Here is a 22,752-nt window from a genome sequence, read left to right on the forward strand (position 1 = left end):
AGCACTCTATAACTTATGCTAAAGAGTGTTGTTGAGTTGCTGATGTTTATACAACAGAACAAATGGAAACTTAAATATATACTTTTATTTCACTAACCTTAAAAATTATTCATCAGTATGAAACACAATTCTTCATGAAATGAACAACCTTAAATTTATCCAGGCAGATATCCTGCCAATTTAAAAATGTAATCTTTTAAACTAATGGTAATGAAAAATGTAATAAAAAAAATCCAAAAGATTCCTTACCTGTTTTTACTTATGCTTTTGATATGCTTGACAGCATCGGCGCAAAATGGAATAACAGTTAAAGGAGTTATCGTTGACGGCAAAGGAGAAAGCGTCATTGGGGCTTCAATAGTTTTAAAAGGCAATGCTTCAGTAGGTACAATATCAGATATAGATGGTAACTTTGTCTTGAACGTGCCAAGTGCTAAATCTACTCTTGTCGTTTCCTTTGTAGGTATGAAGCCTAAAGAGGTGCAAGCGAGCACAAAACTAATGAGAATAGAACTAGAAGACGATTCTCAAACTCTTGATGAAGTTGTTGTCGTAGGTTTTGGACAGCAGAAAAAAGAAAGTGTTGTCGGTGCAATTTCTCAGACAACCAGTAAGGTACTTGAACGTACTGGTGGTGTAACTAGTTTGGGCCAGGCATTGACTGGTAATTTACCAGGTGTTGTTACAATGACAGCTACAGGTAAACCTGGTGAAGAAGATCCTGAAATCACAATTCGTGGTGTAACCTCATGGAATGGAAGTAAGCCTTTGGTATTGGTTGATGGAGTAGAACGTGAAATGTCTGCTGTTGATATAAACTCTGTAGCTTCAATTTCTGTCTTGAAAGACGCTTCTGCAACTGCTGTATTCGGTGTACGTGGTGCAAATGGTGTTATCTTGATTCAGACAAAACGTGGTGAAGAGGGTAAAGCAACAGTTAATATCAACTTGAATACTACTATTAAAACTTACTCTAAGTTGCCTGATGTAATGGACTCTTACGATGCATTGTCATTGCGTAACAGAGTTATTGAGTCTGAATTAGGTTACAAGCCTGATCAATGGTCTAACTATCGTCCTTATGCAGAACTTAGAAAGTACCGTAATCCAGCTAATGCTGAAGAAGCAGAACGTTATCCTAACGTTGACTGGGTTGATACAATGTTGAAAGATGCAGCATTCAGTTATAATGCAAGTGTTAACGTATCTGGTGGTACTAGATTTGTTAAGTATTTTGCTGCTGTCGATTATGCACACGAAGGTGATATGTACAAAGATGTAAAAAGTAATCGTGGTTATAATCCAAGTTTTGGCTACGATCGTATAAACGTACGTAGTAACTTGGACTTCAACTTGACAAATACTACAAAACTTCGTGTTAACCTTAGTGGTTCACATGCAGTTAAGAAAGCTACTCAGGCTCAGTATGAATACTTAGTATGGGGAGCATTTTATGGCTTAGGACCTGACTCATTTATTCCACAGTATAGTAATGGTGTATATGGTTACTATCAACCAAATCCTTCACATTCTGCAACCAACCCTCTGGAGTATTTGGCTACACAAGGTATAGGTTTTACTACTACAGACCGTTTGAATACCGACTTTACTTTGGAACAAGACTTAAGTTTCATTACAAAAGGTCTTTCTGTTCAAGGAAGATTGGCATTTGACAACAGTTTTGTGGAAAATCGTCGTGGTGTTGATGATACTAATGACTGGGAGGATGAGGCTCATCAATATATCAATCCAGAAACAGGAAATTTATATTCAGATGTGACTGTTGATGGAAATAATAAGTTTGACTATAAAAATAATATTGCTTGGACAACAAGTGCTGGTAGTGTAGATAACGGAGCTACTTATCGTCGTTTGAATTATTCAGTACAGTTGAACTGGAACCGTACTTTCGGCCAGCATACAATTGGTGCTATGGGTAACTTCAGCCGTGAAGAGTATGCTGTAGGTAACATGTTGCCTAACTACCGTGAGAACTGGGTTTTCCGTACTACATACGACTATGCTAAACGTTATATGTTGGAGTATAATGGTGCATACAATGGTTCTGAGAAGTTTGCTAAGGAGAATCGTTTCGCATTCTTCCAATCAGGAGCAGTAGGTTGGATGGTATCTGAAGAACCACTAGTTAAGAAACTTAACTTGAAGTGGTTGGATATGTTGAAACTTCGTGCTTCTTATGGACAGATTGGTGATGATAATGTCAATGGTCGCTGGTTATATATGGACTCTTGGTCTTATGGAGGTACATTTGGTCAGTCATTGACAGGAGTTAGCTCTTCTGATAGCCCTTATAAATGGTATACTCAATCACAAGTTGGTAACCCTAATGTTAAATGGGAGATTTCAACTAAGTTTGATGCAGCTGTAGAATATGCTGTCTTAGGTGGTTTATTTACTGGATCTATTGACTACTTCTCTGAGAAACGTGATAATATCTTGTTGGCAGGTTCTGGTCGTGCTGTTCCATCTTATTTTGGTACAACAGCTCCTACAGCTAACTTAGGTAAAGTAGAGAGCCATGGTATAGAGGCTGAACTTCGTTGGAACAAGATTTTAGATAAGGACTGGCGTATTTGGGGTAACGCTGCTTACACTCGTGCAGTGAATAAGATTAAAGAGGCTGACGACCCTCAATTGATGCCTGAGTATCAAAAGAAGGCTGATAAGGCTATTAACCAGACAACAGCATTTGTAGACAATGGTTATTATAATAACTGGGATGAGTTGTATGCTACTACTTCTCACGATGCTTCTGACGATGCTCGTATCCCAGGTAACTATATAATAATGGACTATGATGGTGACGGTGTTATCTCATCATATGACCGCGTTCCTTATGGATTTACTGGAGTTCCTCAAAATACTGTAAATGCACAGTTTGGTGTAGACTGGAAGGGATGGAGTTTCTTCGTTCAGTTCTACGGAGTAAATAACGTAACTCGTAGCGTTAACTTAAATACATTTACAGAATCAAGAAACCTTGCATTTAACGAAGGCTCTTACTGGAACAAGACTGATTTGACAGGTGATGTGCCTCTTCCAACATGGGGTCTTATCCCAAGTGGATATTCAACAGCTACAAGATATTTGTTCGATGGCTCATACTTGCGTTTGAAATATGCTGAACTTGCTTATACTTTCTCTGGACAGGAATGGATGAAGAAAGTTGGTTTGAGCAGCATGAGAGTATTTGTGAATGGTAATAACCTATTCTTGTGGACAGATATGCCAGATGACCGTGAATCTAATACCGGTGGTGGTTCTGCATATCCTACAGCAAGACGTTTTAACATAGGTTTAAAATTAACTCTTTAATAAGGAATGACAATGAAAAAGATGTATCTATATTTCTGCGGATTACTCTCACTCTTTTTAGTCGGTACTACTTCTTGTACTGATTATCTGGACAGAGAGCCGGATTCCGTTATCTCTTCAGACGACGCATTCAAAAACTTTACAAACTTCCAAGGCTTTGTGGAGCAGATGTATAATTTGGCTCCGGATATTGCTAAAGCCAATTGGGTAAGCTCGTTTAACTGGGGTGAAGATGAAGTTATTACTATCGGTAATGGTGAATACCTATTTGGTTTCAGTGTAGACCGTGGTAACTATCGTGACTATATAAATAAAGGTGACTGTTTTTTGGACCGTGATTGGAATACAGGAAAAGACCGTTTCAAAAAAGCTCTTTGGGGTGGTTCATGGTATGGTATCCGTGTAGCCAACATGGGTATTCAGGCTATCAATGATGGTAAGCTGACTGATGCTACTCAAGAAGAGAGAGATTTGATCGAAGGACAGTTGTATTTCTTCCGTGCATGGTTTCATTTCCAATTGACAACATATTGGGGAGGTCTTCCATATATTGATACTGTATTACCAAGTGACCAACCATTGACTATGCCTCGTTTGAGCTATCGTGAATGTGCTGACAAGATGATTGCTGACTTCCAACATGCAGCAAGCTTGTTACCAGTTGATTGGGACAATACAGATGTTGGTCGTCGTACATCAGGTAACAACCAATTACGTCCTAATAAAATATGGGCTGAATCATATCTAGGAAAAGCATATCTTTATGCTGCAAGTCCATTGATGAACGCAGGCCCTAATGGTTCTCCAACTGATTATGATAAAGAATACTGCAAGAAAGCAGCATCTGCATTTGGTAATGTATTGAAGATGGTAGAGGCTGGTCAGACTCAATATGCATTGGTGGATTTCAAAGATTACCATACATTATTTTATACTATACAGCAGAACTGGTTGATGCCTGGTGGTACTGAAGCTATCATGCGTAGCCCTACTTATGGTGCTGACTCATACTGGCGTCAGATGAACTCATATCAAATTTCTGATATGGCTGAAGGAGATGGTATCATTCTTTGTCCATCAGCAAATTATGTTAACTATTTTGGCATGGCTAATGGTATGCCTTTGAATGATCCTGATTCTGGCTTTGATCCAACTCATCCTTGGAAAGACCGTGACCCACGTTTCTATAATGACTTCGTTTATGATGGTGTAAAGGTTGTTAAAGGTACTATAACTAATGCTGAAGACGAGAAGTTCCGTTATGCAGATCTTAGCTCAACAGGTGCTTGGGTTAACGACCCACGTAAGACTAGCCGTACTGGTTATCTGAACTACAAGTTTATACCTTTGGGAGCAAACAAGTGGGATTTAACTTATGGTTATAGTTATTCTACTCATCTTCATCTATCTTGGATGCGTCTTGCAGATGTATACTTGATGTATGCTGAAGCTGCAGCTCAAGCTTACGGTGGTGCTACTGGTAAAGATAGTAATTATGGTAAGAGCGCTGCTGAAGCATTAAACACAATTCGTTTACGTGCTGGAGTTGGTAAAGTTGCTGATAAATATACAACTACTCTTGATAAATTCATGGAAGAGGTTCGTCGTGAGCGTGCTGTAGAATTAGCATTTGAAGGACATCGTTTCAATGACTTACGTCGTTGGTTGTTGTTGACTAGATCTCCTTATAATATTAAGACTAAGCAAGAGTTTGACCGCGCAGCAGCATTAGATACAAAAATTGATCCAAAAGAAAATGCAGTCAAGAACTGGCGCGAAGAGGTCATCGTTACTCGTAACTTAGATAGTAAGCACTATTGGTTGCCATTTGACAACGCAGACGTAACTATGTATCCTGAGTTTAACCAAAATCCAGGTTGGTAATTATTGATAACTTTAAAACGAAATAACAATGAAACATATACATAAAGGACTCGTATGCGGACTGGCACTCTCACTAACATGTGTGGCAGTATCAGCTCAGACAGAGATTCCCAGCGGTTTGGATGTTGATTCCTTGAATAATTCCGTTGAGGTAGCTTTCCGTACAGTCGAGAAAAATGACCTTTTAGGCGGTGTTTCTGTCGTCAACATGAAGGGAATGAACCAAAAGGCATACTCTAATTACAGTTTAAGCTTCTTGAACAATGAGATAGCAGGCTTTAATGGTAATATTTGGGGTATGGGCGATTACTTGGTAGTTGTCGATGGTATGGTTCGTGATGGAAACAATGTGTTGCCTCAAGAAATAGAGCAAATAACCGTTTTGAAAGGTGCTGCAGCAGTGGTATTATATGGTAGCCGCGCTGCTAAGGGAGTGGTTCAAATAACCACAAAACGTGGTAGAATAGGAGAAACACGTATTAATGTTAGCTTAAATTCTGGAATGTATGTACCAAAAGCTTATCCAAAATATTTAGGATCTGCTCAGTACATGACTCTATATAACGAAGCACGTGCAAATGATGGTCTTGTTCCTGCTTATAGTGAAACAGAAATTTACAATCATGGTTCAGGACTAAATCCTTATCGTTATCCTAATTTAAATATGTATAGCGATGAGTTCTTGCGCAGCATGTATAACCGTAGCGAAGCTATAGCTGAAATTTCAGGTGGTAGCAATCGTGTACAGTTCTATACAACTGCCGGCTATTATCGTGAAAGTACATTACTTAAAGTAGGTAATGCCGCTGATAATTACACAAGCCGCTTCTTTGTACGTGGTAACGTGGATATCAAGATGAACGATTATATAAAGGTACAGACAGATGCTAACGTAACATTCTACGATAACTTTACTGCTAGTACAGACTGGTGGAAGCAAGCTTCAACTTTGCGTCCAAATCGTATCTCTCCATTGATTCCTTTGAGCTATTTGGAAGAGAATGATATGAACTCTTGGAACATTATCAATGGTAGTAACTACCTCATCGATGGTAAGTATTTCTTTGGAGGTACTCAGTTGGATCCTACTAACCCTGTTGCTGACGCATATGCTGCAGGAGACAGCAAGTATGTTAGCCGTCAGTTCCAGTTCAATACAAACTTCGATATAGACTTGAGATCTTTGCTGCAAGGTTTACATTTTCGTGCAAAATATGGTATTGACTATGCCTCAACTTATAATCAGGGCTATAGCAATAAATACGCAACTTTTTCTCCAACATGGACAAACTATGCTGGAAAAGATTTGATTGCTACAATTACTCAGTATAATAAAGATGAGAAGAGTGGAAGTCAGAATATCAGTAACTCATCTTACCGTTATACTTACAATTTATCAGGTCAGTTTGACTATGCAAGAACTTTTGCAGAAGATCATAATGTATTCGGTATGATATTGGCAAATGTATGGCAGACACAAGCTAGCGGTAAATATCATCGTGTTAGTAATATGAACTTGGGTCTCCAGGCATCATATAACTATAAGCACAAATACTATATTGACTTTAGTGCAGCAATGCCATATTCTACTAAATTACCTGATGGAGGCCGTGCAGGATTCTCACCAACAGTAACATTAGGATGGCGTTTGACAGGAGAAGATTTCTTTAAGAATACTCCATTTGATGATTTGATGTTGACAGCTTCTGCAGGTGTTATCGAGCAAGACCTTGATATTACCACATCAGATAACGAAGAGGGATATTATTTATATAAATCAATCCTTCAGCGTGGTGGATGGTATTCATGGGCAGACCTTGGTGGTGAAGCAGCTACTGAATTCCAACGTGGTGACAATATGGATATGACATATATCAAACGTAAAGAGGTTAGCGTAGGTCTTCGTGGTTCTATGTGGAACAAGTTGATTGAGTTCGATCTTAACTTCTTTATGAACGATGTGGATGGTGGATTAGCTCGTGCAAACTCACTCTATCCTATATACTTTACTCAGGTAGGTTATCCAACATCTTCTATAATACCTTATGTTAACTACAACAAAGATTCTCGTAAAGGTATTGACTTTGCTGTAGCAGTAAATAAAAAGGTTGGTGAAGTTGACTTACGTTTAGGTGTTACAGGTATGTATACAAAGAGTACAATCGAAAAACGTGATGAGAATTATGCTTATGCATATCAAAGCCGTATGGGTAAAGCATTAAATGGTCTTTGGGGATTACAAAGTGATGGTTTCTTTACAACAGCTGAAGAAATTGCTGCTGCTCCACAACAATTTGGTGAAGTTAAGCCTGGTGATATCAAGTATATTGATCAGAATGGAGATAACACAATCGATAGTAATGACGAAGTTTTCTTAGGCCGTAGTGATATACCTATGGTATTAGGTTGAACTTAACAGCTAAGTGGAATAACTTTACATTCTATGCTCGTGGTAATGGATTCTTTGGTGGTAAAGGATTCAAGGATAATTCTTATTATTGGGTAAGAGGTGATAACAAGTACTCTGATGCTGTCCTAAATCGTTGGACACCTGAAACAGCAGCAACTGCTACTTATCCTCGTCTAACTACTACTAATGGTGAGAATAACTTCCGCGCTTCTGATTTCTGGATGTTTAAGACCGATCGTTTTGAATTGGCTCAGGTACAAGTATCCTATGATTTACCTAAATATTTGTTGAATGGTTCTTTTGTTAAGGGCTTGAACTTCTTTGTTAATGGTAATAACTTGCTTACTATTTCTAAGGAACGTAAGCATTTTGAGATGAATGTAGGTAGCGCACCTCAAACTCGCTTCTACAATATCGGTGTTAAAGCTACTTTCTAACCTAAAAAGTGAATATAATATGAAAAAGATAAGACTCACTGCTATAGCTGCAATAATGACAGCAGCAATGACCCTGAATACGGGATGTGATGACCTCTTTGATCCGGCTATTGAAAACCATAAAGGTGCTTCTGCTCTTGAGGAGCTACCAGCTTGGGCTGTCGGTATGCTTGGACATGCTTACATCAGTAATCCTTTGGGAGCATGGTCATTTAATGATGTGGCTACAGATGATGCAGTATCAAATGATCCGAAGAGCAATTTACGTATAATGGCTACAGTTCATGGCGTGCTAATAATAATCCTTTGGACCGCTGGCAGAATCTACGTGCTTCTTGGCAATATATCAACCAGTTTATCGAGGTAACTGATAAGGTAAATTGGGCTGCTGACCCATTGGTTGCAGAAATGTTCAAAGAGCGTTTTAAAGGTGATGCGTATGGAATGCGTGCACTATTTATGTATCATCTTTTGATGGCTCATGCCGGAGTAGATGTAAACGGACAATTATCCGGTATACCTATTCTATTGCAATCTGAGAACCTTGGTTCTGATTTCAATATTCCGAGAAGCTCATTTGCAGATTGTATCAAACAGCTTAATGAAGACGCTGATTTAGCCATTAGCATGTTACCTGAAGAATATGGAGATATCACTGATGATAATCAGGTCCCACAAAAATACCGTGCTTTAGGTGTTACTTCAGGACAATATACTCGTGTTTTTGGTGATAATGCCAAGAACCGTATGAGTGCTAAGATTGCTCGCGCTATCAAAGCTCAGGCTGCTCTCTTAGCTGCCAGTCCAGCTTATGCTGCTAGTGGTGTTACTTGGGAAGAGGCCGCTAATAAAATGGCCGATGTTTTGGATAAATTAGGATCTAATCCTGTATCTAAACTTGACCCTACCGGTAACCTCTGGTATGTTGATGGTAGTCAAATTGAAAAGATGGCTGCAGGATACAACGCTCCTGAAATGCTTTGGCGTTCTAATAAGGAAAAGAGTAGTACACTTGAAGCTGACAACTATCCTCCAACACTATTCGGTAAGGGACGTGTAAATCCAACTCAGAACTTGGTAGATGCATTCCCTATGTTAGATGGTTATCCTATTTCACAGAACACAGCTTATAAAGCTAATCCTTATGCAAACCGTGACCCACGTTTGGCAAATTATATTTTGTATAATGGAGCAAAAGCTGGTTCTCAAAATAAGGTTATTACAACAGCTGAAGATGGAACAAGCAATGACGCATTGAATAAGACAGAGACTTCAACTCGTACTGGTTACTATATGAAGAAGTTGTTGTGTCAGTCAGTAAATGCTGATCCAAACTCTAAAACAGAACAATATCATATCAAACCATTCATACGCTATACTGAGATTTTCTTAGGATATGCTGAGGCTGCTAATGAAGCTTGGGGACCTACAGGTACAGGTTCACACGGATATTCAGCTTATGATGTAATCAAGGCTATCCGTAAACGTGCAGGTATAGGTTTAAAAAATGGTGATGCTTACTTGGAATCAATCAAATCTGATAAAAATAAGATGCGTGAGTTGATCCGTAACGAACGTCGTTTGGAACTCTGTTTTGAAGGTTTCCGTTTCTGGGATTTGCGTCGTTGGAAAGCACCTCTTAATGAAGCTGCTAAGGGTATAAAGATTAAGGGTACTGATGCACCTTCTTATATTGAAGTAGAAAAGCGTGATTATAAAGATCACATGTACTATGGTCCAATACCTTATGGTGAAGTTATTAAGTTCAGTAACTTGTTACAGAATCAAGGTTGGTAATTCATTAATTTTTAAAGAATATGAAAATGAAAAAATCATTATATCTACTTTTAGCATTCGTGGGAGGAATTTTTACCTCTTGTCAAAACGGAGATTGGGAATTCCCCGACTACGAATACTCTACTGTTTATTTTGCTTATCAAAGCCCTGTACGTACAATTTGCCTAGGTGATGACCCTTCGTTTGATACATCAATCGATAACTTGCATCAATGTCAGGTAATGGCTACTATGGGTGGTGTATACAGTAATAATAAAGATATCAATATCTCTTTCCAAGTAGATAATTCATTGTGTGATGGCTTGGCTTTTGAGGATACAGGTAGAGATATTTTGCCTTTACCATCAACTCACTACACTTTGTCTTCAAACGACAAGATGACTATTAAAAACGGAAAGGTTATTGGTGGTGTAACCGTACAATTGACTGATGCATTCTTTGCTGATCCATTAGCACTAGAGAATAATTACGTTATTCCTATTGTAATGACAGATGTTCAGGGTGCAGATTCTATACTTCATGGTAAAGCTTTGGTAACAAATCCTCGTCGTGGTATTAAGAGTGACTGGGATGTTCAGCCTAAAGACTATATTTTATATGCAGTGAAGTACATTAATAAGTACGATGCAGCTTATTTGCGTCGTGGTATTGATACATTCTCTGGTGATAAAACAGGTACAGTGGTTCGTCATGCAAAATATGTTGAGAAAGATGAAGTTGTAAACTCATTTTCTACAAAAGGTTTGAATCAATTATTATGGAACTATCCTGCTAAGGATACTTCAGGTAAACTTGTTGATTGCAAGCTTTTGTTGACATTTAATGAAAATGGTGAATGTACTATCTCTTCTACATCTACAGGTGTTAAAGCTTCTGGCTCAGGTAAATTTGTTACTTTGGGTGAGAAGAAAAGTTGGGGTGAAAAAGATCGTGATGCTTTATATTTGAACTATAATCTCGAATATGCCGGAATCAAATGTTCAACAGTTGATACTTTGGTTGTTCTTGACCGTCAAATGATTAAAGAGCAATTTTCGATTGTAAAGAAATAGTAAGAACCTCTTAATCGATTAATTTACAAAACATGAAAAAGATAAATTATATATTAGGTTGTACTCTATTTAGCGCTGCTGTATTGACAACATCATGTGTTGACGATTCGCTGTTTGACTTTCCTGTTGATAAGCCAGCTGTGCTAGAACAACTAGAGTATCTGAATGATTATGATTTCTTGAAGTCATATGTCAACCGTGAAACAGATCCGAACTTTAAATTAGGTGGCGCTATTGAAGCCGAAGATTATATTAAGAAAGGATTGGTTTACCGTTTAGCAAATGCTAACTTTGATGAAATCACAGCAGGAAATGCTATGAAGTATGCATCAGTAGTTGGAAATGACGGTTCAATGAATTTCTCTACTGTTTCTGCTTTTGTTAAAGCTGCCAAAGAAGCGGGTACTACTGTCTATGGTCATACTTTAGCTTGGCATTCTCAGCAGAACACTAAGTATTTGAATTCATTGCTTGCTAATAAAAAGATTGATATTGACCCGACTAAGAAAGTGGAAATAGTGGATTACGAAGTTGACTACTCTAAGAGTCCATATACTTTCTGGAAAGGTATACCTGCTGATGCTTCTATTGGAATAAACTCTTCTTTAGGATGTCTGGAAGTTGTGAACCCTGTTGTTAGAGATCAGAATTATAATGTTCAGTATCATACAGCAGATAACATCACTACTAAAAAAGGTCAGAGCTACTCATTAAAAATAATGGTTAAAGGATCTGCTGCCGGAACTCTTACTTTAGGACTTGGTTCATGGAGTGAGCGTGCTTCGCTTCCTTCAGTAAACTTTACTACTGATTGGAAAGAGTTTGAATTACCTTTTACAGCAGTTGTTGATGGAGGTCACTTAATGACTCAATCAGGTCTTTTTGCTGGTACTATTCAGATTAAGTATGTTAAGGTTGTTCACTATGAAGCTCCAAAAACTGAGGTTGAAGTTGAGGTAGAACGTAGATGTATCCAGGTTAAATCTAGCGATATGGTTGATGCTGCTTGGGATACTCAGTTCTGGATTATGACTGATCAGGTTTTCAAAGAGGGTGATACTTGGACTGTTTCTATGAATGTAAGAGCCGACAAGGCTGCTACTATCGGAACTCAGATACATACAAATGTAGCTGGTGATTACAAACATTGGGCTGCTATTGGAAGTGTTCCTTTTGCAAGAAAATGGACTCTGTTCGAAGCAACAGGTAAATTTGATGCTAGTATGGCAGGAGGTAGCTCTATTGCATTTAACATGAATGACTTTAAAGAGGCGAATGCTTATTATTTTGATGATATAAGTTTCAAAGTTAATGGAGTTGAATTGATTAAGAATAGCTCTTGTGACGATGATAACATGAAAGTTAATTATATTGCAAAAGAGAGCAGAGGTACGACAGGACCTGCAAGATTTGTAGATCGATTAGTAGAAGTTCAGGAACTTAACTCAATACCATTGACCAAAGAAGAGAAACGTGATACTCTTGTATGGGCTATGAACAACTGGGTTAAGGGTATGATGCAAGCTTGTGGTGGCTACGTTACTTCATGGGATGTAGTTAACGAGGCTCTTTCTGGAGTAGACAAAAATAGCGATGGCTTTTATGACTTACAGTCTGTTAAGAATGTAAGTGCAGATGACGCTAAGAATAACTTCTACTGGCAGGACAACATGGGTGATACACTCTATGTTAGAACTGCTGTAGCTGCAGCTCGTAAGTACTTCAAAGAGTTTGAAGGTGATCCTGCAAAATTGAAACTCTTTATCAATGACTATAACTTGGAATCTGATTGGGATGATAACAAGAAACTAAAGAGCTTGATTCATTGGATAGGTACTTGGGAATCTGATAAGGTAACTAAGATTGATGGTATCGGTACTCAGATGCATATCTCTTACTTTGCAGACCCTGCAACTCAGAAGAGCAAAGAAGAACATATCGTTGAGATGTTCAAACTTATGGCTGCTAGTGGTAAGCTTGTTAAGATAACAGAACTTGATATGGGCTATGTTGATGGATCTGGTAAGTCAGTAAAAACTGCTAACCTTACTGATGAGCAACATAGGGCAATGGCTGGTTTCTATACATTCATTATTAAGAAGTATTTCGAAATCATTCCAGCTGCTCAACGTTATGGTATCACTCAGTGGTGTATGACAGATAGCCCTGAAAGTAGTTCTTGGCGTGGTGGTGAGCCTACCGGTTTATGGGATGCTAACTATTACAGAAAGCATACATATGCAGGATTTGCAAATGGTTTATCAAACAAATAATAGGTTATAATTATTATTATGTCCTTACTTGATAGTGGAGTATAAATGCTCCACTATCTTTTTTATATATACCCCCAATATTCATAAACAGTGCTATGAAATGGGGAAATCAATAAAAAAAATAGTGTATGTAATATAGAGTATACTATTTGTAACATTTCGCATCGTGCCAAATGAATAAAGATAGTTTACTTTGTGGTATAACAAAAATATTATTTACAATGAAAAAACACGCTTTATCATTATTCTGTTTTGTTGCATTGCTGCTCTTTAGTGTGGGAGCTTCTGCACAAAATCCCAAATTCTATATTTACTTATGTCTTGGTCAGTCAAACATGGAGGGTAATGCTCGATATGAGGCTCAAGATACTATCGTTAGTTCTCGTTTCAAACTTCTTTCAGCTGTAGATGCCAAATCGCTTGGCCGTGAAAAAGGGAAATGGTGCCCTGCACGTTCACCACTTTGCCGTGAAAGCACAGGCCTTACTCCTGTAGATTATTTCGGACGTACTATGCTCGAAAATCTTCCAGATAATGTTAAAATAGGAATTGTTCATGTTGCTATCGGTGGATGCAAAATAGAATTGTTCCAAAAAGACAAATATAAGGAATATATAGCAAAGGAATCTCCATCATGGATGAAAGGCATGATAAAGGAATATGATGGTGATCCATATGCAAGACTTATCGAAATGGCAAAGCTTGCTCAGAAGGATGGCGTTATTAAAGGTATTCTTTTGCATCAGGGAGAATCAAATACAAATGAAAAAGATTGGCCTCAAAAGGTAAAAGGTATATATGATGATATCCTTTCACAACTGAATCTTAAGAGTGAGGATGTACCATTGATAGCTGGTGAAGTTGTAAATGCCGACCATAAAGGTGCATGTGCAAGCATGAACGAAATAATTAATACTCTTCCTCAGGTTATTAAGAACAGTGCTGTTGCTTCGTCAAAAGGTTTGAATTGCGCTTTCGACCATCTTCATTTCGATGCTGCAGGATATAGAATACTTGGTCGCCGTTATGCAGAACAGATGCTTAAACTCATGGGTAAACATCTGATGACTCCTGAAGACATTATTAATAGCACAGAACCTGCTTCTTCAAATATGCACGGCTGTGATTTTCCACGTTTAGATAAAGAGAACAGAGCATATTTCCGTGTATTTGCTCCTGATGTAAAACGTCTCCAAGTAGATGTATGTGGAAAGAAATATGATATGAACAGAGACGAAAACGGATGGTGGACAGCTAAGACAGATCCATTGGTTGTTGGTTTCCACTACTATTTTCTCTTAGTTGACGGGTTCTCTGTCATCGACCCTATGAGCAATACTTATTTCGGATGTAGTCGTATGGCCAGTGGAATAGAGGTACCAGAAGGAGATGAGGTTGATTACTACAAAACAAAAGATGTTCCTCATGGTCAGGTAAGAATATGTACATACTACTCTAACACTCAGAAAAAGTTCCGTCGTTGTTATGTATATACTCCGGCTGAATATGACAAGAACAAGAAAAAACGTTTCCCTGTACTTTATTTACAGCATGGAATGGGAGAGGATGAAACAGGATGGTCTACACAAGGTCTGATGTATAATATTCTTGATAATCAGATTGCTGAGGGAAAATGTGAACCAATGATTGTTGTCATGGAGAGTGGCGATGTGGAGGTTGGTTTCCGTCCACGTGCAGGAAGAAATGCAAATAGTGAGCGTGAACTTTATGGTGGCTCATTTGCAGCACTTATGTTAAATGATCTTATTCCTATGGTAGATAAAGAGTTCCGTACATATACAGATCGTGAGCACCGTGCTATGGCAGGTCTCTCATGGGGAGGAAAACAGACATTCGATATCACAATGACTAATCTTGATAAATTCTCATATATTGGTGGTTTCAGCGGTGCTATATTTGGACTTGACGTAAAGAATGCATTCAATGGTGTATTCCAGGATGCTGAAAGCTTCAATAAGCGAGTTCATTACCTATTCCTTGGTAGTGGTACAGAGGAGAATATGGGAACAGACCAATTGGTAAAATCCTTGAAAGATATGGGTATTAATGTTGCTGAATATAAGTCTCAAGGTACTGCTCATGAATGGCTTACTTGGAAGAGATGCCTAAATGAATTTATACCTCATCTTTTTAAAAAATAACGATACGAATACTTTAAAATCTAATAATAACTAATTTATTGTAGTTATATGAAAAAATTACTGTGTATTATTTGCATGTTATCTTGTGCATTGTTCTCTTTCTCACAGGAGAGACAATGGAAGGATATCAATTATGCTGATGATAACCTGGAGGGTCATAAACTTGACATCTATCTTCCTGGCAACGGACAAGCTAAGTATAAAGTCGTTGTCCTTATCTATGGCAGTGCTTGGTTTGCAAACAACGCTAAGCAGATGGCTTTCCAAAGTATGGGAAAACCTCTTTTGAATGCAGGTTTTGCTGTTGTATCAATCAATCATCGCTCAAGTGGAGATGCAAAATTCCCGGCTCAGATTAACGATGTAAAAGCAGCTATACGCTATATACGTGGAAATGCTGCTAAATATAACTTCGATACATCATTTATTGGTATAACTGGATTCTCATCAGGCGGTCATCTTTCATCATTGGCTGGTACTACAAATGGTGTTAAAAGTTATACAGTAGGCTCAAAGACTGTTGATATTGAGGGAAATGTAGGAAACTACAAGAAATTCTCAAGCAATGTCGATGCTGTAGTCGACTGGTTTGGTCCTATAGATATGAGTAAGATGGAGAACTGTAGCACTACAAAAGGTGCTGATTCCCCTGAAGCAGCTTTGATAGGTGGTGCACCTGCAGATAACCTAGACATGATTGCTCTTCTTAACCCAATGACATATGTAGATAAGAATGATCCAAAGTTCTTGGTAATACATGGTGATGCAGACAACGTGGTTCCTTACTGCCAGAGTAAGAACTTTGCTGACCTATTGAAAGAGAATAAAATACTTGATGAGTTTATGTTAATTCCTGATGGACAACACGGCCCTATCACTTTCAATGAAGTTACATTCAAGAAGATGACATCATTTTTCGAAAAACATGCAAAGAATGATATTAAGAAGAGTTTCGACAACTATTTTTACAAAGATGCAGCAGAAGAAGTCGCTGTTGATAATGATGGATTTATACGTCGTTGGTTAATTCTTGAACCAATAAGCAAACCAAGTCGTACAAATGCTATATTCACAGACAGCTATCTGAAACGTGTATTGTGCGATACTACCTATTTTGCTAACCAATTCACTATGACTCCTAAGGATGGTCAGACTGTTAAGGTAGGAAAGGATAAACTTAAATGGCATGCTCTTGACAGCAAGAACTTCAATGTAAAACTATTCCGTTTATCATATGGATTACAGAAACCTATCTATGGCGTTTTGTATTGGAATGTTACCGTTATAAACTCAGATAAGGAAATAAAGAATGTGAGAATGGCTGTAGGTTCTAATTCAGGATCTCAATGGTGGTTGAATGGTGAACCAGCTATAATGCTTTCTAACGACAGACGTATGGTTAAGGATGACTGTGTATCTCCAAGAATGACTCTTAAGAAGGGAAAGAACATTGTACGTGGAGCTGTTATCAATGGTCCTGGTATGAGTGATTTCTGTGTTCGCTTTATCGACGAGAACGGAGAACCTGTTAAGGGTATTACTGTAAGTTATAAATAGAATAATCTGAATTAGAAATATTATGAAACCAAATATAAAGAAATATGCTACACTCCTTTTTGGAGCTCTATTGATTGAGAGTGCAGCAGCACAAGTGGGTAAACCATTTATTCATGACCCATCAACTATTATAGAGTGCGATGGTAAATATTATACATTTGGAACCGGTGGGGGTGGACTGATCTCTGAAGACGGATGGACATGGAACAGCGGAGCTGTAAGACCTGGTGGTGGAGCAGCACCCGATGCAATGAAGATAGGTGACCGCTATCTTGTAGTGTATGGTGCAACAGGTGGTGGCCTTGGTGGTAATCACAGTGGTGGTATATATACAATGTGGAACAAGACACTCGATCCAAAATCTCCTGATTTTAAATATTCAACTCCTCAGTTGGTTTGTTTCTCTGATGGAATGGAAGATATGGATGCAATAGATCCAGGATTACTTCTTGATCCCACAACAGGACGTCTGTGGATGTCTTTCGGTACTTATTTCGGCTATATCCGTCTGATAGAACTTGATCCAAAGACAGGTAAGCGTATGCAGGGAAATCAAGAGAAAGCAATTGCTATTGATTGCGAAGCCTCTGCTCTAATGTACAATGATGGGTGGTATTATCTTCTAGGTACACATGGCACATGCTGTGATGGTTCAAACTCCACATATAATATTGTAGTTGGACGTTCAAAGAGTATTGAAGGTCCGTATATTGACAATGTTGGCCGTGATATGCTTCAGGGCGGTGGAAAACTTGTTATCGCTGCATCTCCTAGATTGATGGGACCAGGTCATTTCGCTCGTGAAATTGTGGAAGACGGTGTAGAGAAGATGTCTTTCCATTATGAAGCCGACATGGATCAGAGTGGTAGGAGTGTACTTGCTATACGTCCTTTAGTTTGGAAGAATGGATGGCCTGTATCAGGAGAGAAGTTTGAAGAAGGTACATATGAAATAGAGTCTGAAAGACGTGGATATGCACTAGAATTGGCTGTCGATTTTGTTAGAATGCCTGGTGGTATGCGCTGGTTCAGAGCAGAGGACAATGAACCTGTGAAACCTGTAGCTTCACAAACATTGAAAGATGTTGAGGCTACTTGGCCTGCAGGTGAGGTAGGAGTGAGAGCTAATGATTATATGGATCGCCCAAGTCAGAGATGGACTATTACTGCTGTACCTGAAGCTGGTGGATATTTTGGAGGACTATACTATAAGATTCAGATTGCAGGAACAGATCGTACTTTGGCTGCAAATGCAAACAAAGAGGTTGTAGCAGTTCCTAAATTTACAGGTGCTAATGAACAACTATGGAGAATTGAACAACTCACAGATGGTACTTATCGTATAATGCCAAAGGCGGTTCCAGGGACTGACGAGAAATTAGCTTTAATATCTGTTGGTGATAGTACTCCTACTCTTGCTAAATTTGATATGAAGAGTGATAACTCTAAGTGGAGCTTTAAGTACAAGAAATAGGTGATTTTTTATTAATTTATATTTTTAAGTCCGGCAATGTGTTGTTAGCTAAACATTGCCGGACTTTTTTATATCTGTGGTGAGAATTTTCCAATGTCATTATTCTCTTCAGATAAGGATATCTGATTGTTTATTATGGCTATGCTATGATACAGTAATGGCTTTATTATATTTCTAATTGTGAAACATAATAAAGCCATTGAAAAGCAATATTGTTATAGGTTGTTGTAAGCAGTACTTGCTTACTTATCTTTCTTTAATAAGTTGTTTTCCATATATTCAGTAGGAGTAACTCCATATAACTCCTTAAAGCTTGTTGAGAAGTTATTTGCATTCGAGAAACCAATTAATGTGGCAACTTCATTTATAGTATAATGCTTCTCTGATAGCAATTGTGCTGCCTGGCTGAGCCGTATGTTCCTAATGAAGTCACGTGTAGTCTGATTAGTAAGTTCTTTCAGCTTTCTATGAAGATGTACTCTGCTTATACCCACATCTTTTGATAGAGTCTCAATAGTGAAATTAGGGTTACCAATATTATTATTGATAGATTTCATTATTCTCTGCATAAGCTTATCATCAGGAGAGTCAACCTTGAGCTTTATCATCTCTTTCTCTTTAGTCTTCTCCTCGTATATCTGTGCTTTCAGGCTCTCCCTGCTACGTATCAAATTGAATATAGTTCTTTTAAGTATCTCAATATTAAATGGTTTTGTCATGTACGAGTCAGCACCATTTTTCAAAGCGTCAAGGTTATCTTCATCTTCAATCTTAGCTGTAAGTAATATTACAGGTATATGATTGAGTGTTACGTTTTGCTTAATCTTTCTACATAGAGAAATACCATCAATACCAGGCATCATGATGTCGCTTAAAACAAGGTCTGGCTTTGTCTTGAATACTAAGTCCAACGCCTCTTTACCATCTCCACTCTCAATAATATGAAAATCTGAATTTAACTCATCAGAAAGATATTTTCGGATATCATCATCGTCGTCGACTATTAGTATCTTGAATTTGGTACTTGCTCTCTTCTTCTGCTTATCATCATCTTCAATATATGTCAATGGCAAGATATTCTTGTTAGAACTTTCATTTTTCATGATTGAGTAATCTGCCCCCTCGTCAATCTCCTCTTCTGTCAGGTGCGATTTCCCTAATGGAATGCGAATGAAGAATTTGGTACCACTGAACTCATATGTATTACTCTCAACTTTTATACTACCATGATGTAACTTTACAAGCGATAATGTAAGATGCAGTCCTATTCCTGTGCCAATATTAGTGTTGTTGACATTGTTTCTTATCTGATAGAATCTTTCGAATATATGCTCTATCTCATCCTTAGATATACCTATACCATTGTCTTGAATAATTATTTCAAAATAATTATTCAATGGTTCAGGAACACTTTCATCATATCCTTTTCTAATGAAAACATCTATCTCTCCGTTAGAAGGCGTATATTTAATTGCATTAGATAATATGTTTATTATTATCTTGTCAAAATATGCAGGGTCGACCCACACATCTTCGTTAAAATTATCGAAGTTGTGAAGTGTAAGTTTTATATTCTTCAGTTTAGATTCGTGAGTGAATATCTCACAAATATTTTTTATGAATGCACTAATATCAGTCTTTTTGAAAGATAGGTTCATAAGACCCTTATCTATCTTTCGGACATCCATAAGTTGATTTAACAAGAGCAATATCCTCTGTGAATTATTATATATAGTGTGATATATTTTTTGTCTGGTACTATCTTTATCACTATCTAAAAGCCTTTGAAGTGGGCTGATGATTAATGAAATAGGTGTACGTATCTCATGAGAGATATTTATAAAGAATTGCAACTTAGCTTCATTTATATCTTCACTATGTTTATGCTGAAGCATCTTCTCCTTTATTTCGTATCTGTTCATCATTGTTCTTATTACATAAACTATTATAATAGATACTATGATAAAATAGATGAAATAGGCAATACCTGTTTTCCACCATGGTGAAGCTATATGAATACTAATTTGGGCTGTGTTTGACTCTCTGTTGTTGTTCACAGCTTTAACCATGAACGTATAATCTCCAGGAGAGAGATCAACCAAGGAAGCTCTGTTTGTTCCTTTAGGTAATTTTATCCATGAATCACCATCAAGTGAGTACATATAAGTAATACCCTCAGGATTGGCCATCTCAATACATGAGAACTCTATACTGAAACTGTTATCATTATGTCCCAGATAAAAATCTTTGGCATCGAATACAGGACCATCTATAATTTCGTCACCATCTGATAGTGTCCCCATTCTTACAGGCTGATCTTTCAGATAGAAATCAGTTATACGTATGTTCATATTTGAACCCGGATTTGAAATATCATCAGGATTGAAATATGTAATACCATTTATACCACCAAACCATAATGTTCCGTCAACGTCCCTTATAGAGGCGTTTTTATAAAATTCATTACCCTGCAGTCCATCACCCATATAGTAATTAGTCGTATGTTTGGTCTTAGTGTTGAATTGTGTCATTCCGTAGTTGGTACTTATCCACAAATTTCCTTTGCTATCACCTTGAATAGCATATACAATATTCCCTGAAAGACCCTCTTTGATAGTGTATTTATCTATTTTCTTTGTCTTTGTATCTACACTAACAAGCCCTTCTGAAGTCCCAGCCCATAGAATTCCTTTTTTGTCTTGGTATAATGAGTATACAATGTGTTTTCTAAGTATTATCTCATTGTTGAAACTATTTTCCTGGCTGATATCTATACAGTTAATTCCATCATAATTCCCAGCATATATTTTTTTGTCTCTTGGTGAGTATATCAAGCAGTTAACCCATCTGTTATCTCTGTTTATCTCCTTAGGAAATTTAATATCCTTCGCTTTCATGTCATAGTAGAAAATGCCTGATCCCATAGATGCAATCCAAAGTCTTTTATTGCTGTCTTCAGCTAATGAGTAGACACGTTGTACGCTCTTCCCTTTACTATCTTTCAGACTATTCAAATAGGAGCATTTCCCGGTCCTTCTATCTATAGTAGCTACTCCTTTAGTATAAGATCCTATCCATAAGTTCCTTTCGGAATCTTCATATACGCACATTATGCTTGGGGGAACTGTCTGGTTATTGTTACCGGAACTGAAATGTTTATAGAATGTTTCATTCGGAGTAATGCCATATAGTCCGTCATTGTCGGTTCCTATCCAAAGGTAGTTATCTTTATCTCTGAAAAATGATGTTATACAGCTGGAGCCGATAAAATTCTTACTAATAGATTTATGACCAATATAACTGAAATTATTTGACTGAGCAGGAATCATCATTGTTCCCTTCTGGAATATTGCTAGCCATGTATTACCGGCATTGTCTATAAGGATAGAGTGGACTTTAGCCTTATTACCATCAAAAAAATTATTGTTTATATACTTGTTATATATAGATTGTTTCGAACCAGATACAGTTTTAAGTCCTTTTCCATCTGTACCGATGTAGATGTTATTCTTCTTGTCAATATAAATAGTCTTAATTGGCAATTCGTCATTAGTGTTATTGGCTATTTCAACAAATTCATCTTTACTTTTTGAATATTTCAGTAACCCTTTTCCAATTGTACCAACGTAAATATTACCAAGTAGGTCTTTTTTCATATCGGTTATAGATAAGTTACTTTCGTTATTCAGATAACGTTTAATCTTATTACCAGGAGATATACGAAATATACCATTCACTTCGTTGCTTATCCACATGTTTTTATCCTTATCTTCCACGATAAAATCACAGAAAAATGGAGGAATAGGAAGATCTATATGTTTAACATATAGTTCTTCTCCTTTCACTTCTAGTGTACATAATATATTACCGGATACCCATAATTCACCATTACTTCTTTCGATGATGTCGATTATATTGCTTTCGAATGGCTTACTATTTGGTAGAAGTGCTTTTTTGCTGAATTTATCTGTGGCAGGGTTATACATCTGAACTCCATTGTGTGTCCCTATAAATAGTCTCCCTTTGCTATCTTCAAAGATCGTTTTTACATAGTTGTTACATAAAGAGTATGTATCATTAGGATTATTCTTATATATGGTGAACTTACTCCCATCATAACGGTTTAGCCCATCTTCGGTCGCTATCCATATCATATTGTTACGATCCTGATAGATCTTGTTTATCATAGTACTCGACAGCTCTCTATCAGATGTAAACAGATGACAGGTCTGACTATTCGCAGTAATAACCTGCAATATCAAGGCAATAATGCATAGTGTTTTTCTCATAATATTGTTTAGAACTCGTTTTGTCACAAAGTACTCTTAAGGTTTTTCGGGTTATTCTTCTAATACAAATATACTACATTA

10 protein-coding genes and 1 pseudogene are annotated in these 22,752 nt (G+C 37.5%); 10 read left to right on the forward strand and 1 reads right to left on the reverse strand.

The window, feature by feature from the left end; all coding sequences use genetic code 11:
• Positions 1 to 204: 204 nt before the first annotated feature.
• From JCM15092_RS09650 to JCM15092_RS09695, 10 genes and pseudogenes are all read left to right on the forward strand, one after another.
• Positions 205 to 3,336 (forward strand): SusC/RagA family TonB-linked outer membrane protein, encoded by a 3,132-nt coding sequence (locus JCM15092_RS09650; protein WP_024994478.1) that lies wholly within the window; start codon positions 205 to 207, stop codon positions 3,334 to 3,336.
• A gap of 12 nt (positions 3,337 to 3,348) precedes the next feature.
• Complete coding sequence (locus JCM15092_RS09655; protein ID WP_024994479.1) at positions 3,349 to 5,220, forward strand: RagB/SusD family nutrient uptake outer membrane protein; 1,872 nt, start codon at positions 3,349 to 3,351, stop codon at positions 5,218 to 5,220.
• Positions 5,221 to 5,248: 28 nt separating this feature from the next.
• The gene (locus JCM15092_RS15705; RefSeq protein WP_235782320.1) at positions 5,249 to 7,630 is read left to right on the forward strand and encodes a TonB-dependent receptor plug domain-containing protein; all 2,382 of its coding nucleotides are present in this window, start codon (positions 5,249 to 5,251) and stop codon (positions 7,628 to 7,630) included.
• Complete coding sequence (locus JCM15092_RS17575) at positions 7,627 to 8,067, forward strand: hypothetical protein (RefSeq protein WP_235782321.1); 441 nt, start codon at positions 7,627 to 7,629, stop codon at positions 8,065 to 8,067. Before JCM15092_RS15705 ends, JCM15092_RS17575 begins: the two co-directional genes overlap by 4 nt.
• A gap of 19 nt (positions 8,068 to 8,086) precedes the next feature.
• Positions 8,087 to 9,864, forward strand: a pseudogene (locus tag JCM15092_RS15710) (RagB/SusD family nutrient uptake outer membrane protein).
• A gap of 26 nt (positions 9,865 to 9,890) precedes the next feature.
• Complete coding sequence (locus JCM15092_RS09670; RefSeq protein ID WP_024994480.1) at positions 9,891 to 10,916, forward strand: DUF5627 domain-containing protein; 1,026 nt, start codon at positions 9,891 to 9,893, stop codon at positions 10,914 to 10,916.
• A 32-nt stretch (positions 10,917 to 10,948) separates the two neighbouring features.
• Positions 10,949 to 13,189: an endo-1,4-beta-xylanase gene (locus JCM15092_RS09675; RefSeq protein WP_024994481.1), complete on the forward strand. Its 2,241-nt coding sequence runs from the start codon at positions 10,949 to 10,951 to the stop codon at positions 13,187 to 13,189.
• Positions 13,190 to 13,410: 221 nt separating this feature from the next.
• Positions 13,411 to 15,351 (forward strand): sialate O-acetylesterase, encoded by a 1,941-nt coding sequence (locus JCM15092_RS09680; protein WP_024994482.1) that lies wholly within the window; start codon positions 13,411 to 13,413, stop codon positions 15,349 to 15,351.
• Positions 15,352 to 15,399: 48 nt separating this feature from the next.
• On the forward strand, positions 15,400 to 16,908 hold the full coding sequence (locus JCM15092_RS17580) for an alpha/beta hydrolase (RefSeq protein WP_235782322.1): 1,509 nt from the start codon (positions 15,400 to 15,402) through the stop codon (positions 16,906 to 16,908).
• Positions 16,909 to 16,930: 22 nt separating this feature from the next.
• Positions 16,931 to 18,382 (forward strand): family 43 glycosylhydrolase, encoded by a 1,452-nt coding sequence (locus JCM15092_RS09695; protein ID WP_051532533.1) that lies wholly within the window; start codon positions 16,931 to 16,933, stop codon positions 18,380 to 18,382.
• A 242-nt stretch (positions 18,383 to 18,624) separates the two neighbouring features.
• Here JCM15092_RS09695 and JCM15092_RS09700 read toward each other — a convergent pair whose 3' ends face one another.
• Positions 18,625 to 22,671, reverse strand: a complete 4,047-nt coding sequence (locus JCM15092_RS09700; protein ID WP_034541866.1) for a hybrid sensor histidine kinase/response regulator transcription factor — start codon at positions 22,669 to 22,671, stop codon at positions 18,625 to 18,627.
• Positions 22,672 to 22,752 lie beyond the last annotated feature (81 nt).

The organism is Phocaeicola paurosaccharolyticus JCM 15092 (genome assembly GCF_000613805.1).
GTDB lineage: Bacteria > Bacteroidota > Bacteroidia > Bacteroidales > Bacteroidaceae > Phocaeicola > Phocaeicola paurosaccharolyticus.

Coding starts and splice junctions, on each gene's coding strand:
- JCM15092_RS09700 (WP_034541866.1), bottom strand. CDS start 22,671: ATGAGAAAAACACTATGCATTATTGCCTTGATATTGCAGGTTATTACT.
- JCM15092_RS09680 (WP_024994482.1), top strand. CDS start 13,411: ATGAAAAAACACGCTTTATCATTATTCTGTTTTGTTGCATTGCTGCTC.
- JCM15092_RS15705 (WP_235782320.1), top strand. CDS start 5,249: ATGAAACATATACATAAAGGACTCGTATGCGGACTGGCACTCTCACTA.
- JCM15092_RS09670 (WP_024994480.1), top strand. CDS start 9,891: ATGAAAAAATCATTATATCTACTTTTAGCATTCGTGGGAGGAATTTTT.
- JCM15092_RS09655 (WP_024994479.1), top strand. CDS start 3,349: ATGAAAAAGATGTATCTATATTTCTGCGGATTACTCTCACTCTTTTTA.
- JCM15092_RS09695 (WP_051532533.1), top strand. CDS start 16,931: ATGAAACCAAATATAAAGAAATATGCTACACTCCTTTTTGGAGCTCTA.
- JCM15092_RS17580 (WP_235782322.1), top strand. CDS start 15,400: ATGAAAAAATTACTGTGTATTATTTGCATGTTATCTTGTGCATTGTTC.
- JCM15092_RS09675 (WP_024994481.1), top strand. CDS start 10,949: ATGAAAAAGATAAATTATATATTAGGTTGTACTCTATTTAGCGCTGCT.
- JCM15092_RS09650 (WP_024994478.1), top strand. CDS start 205: ATGGTAATGAAAAATGTAATAAAAAAAATCCAAAAGATTCCTTACCTG.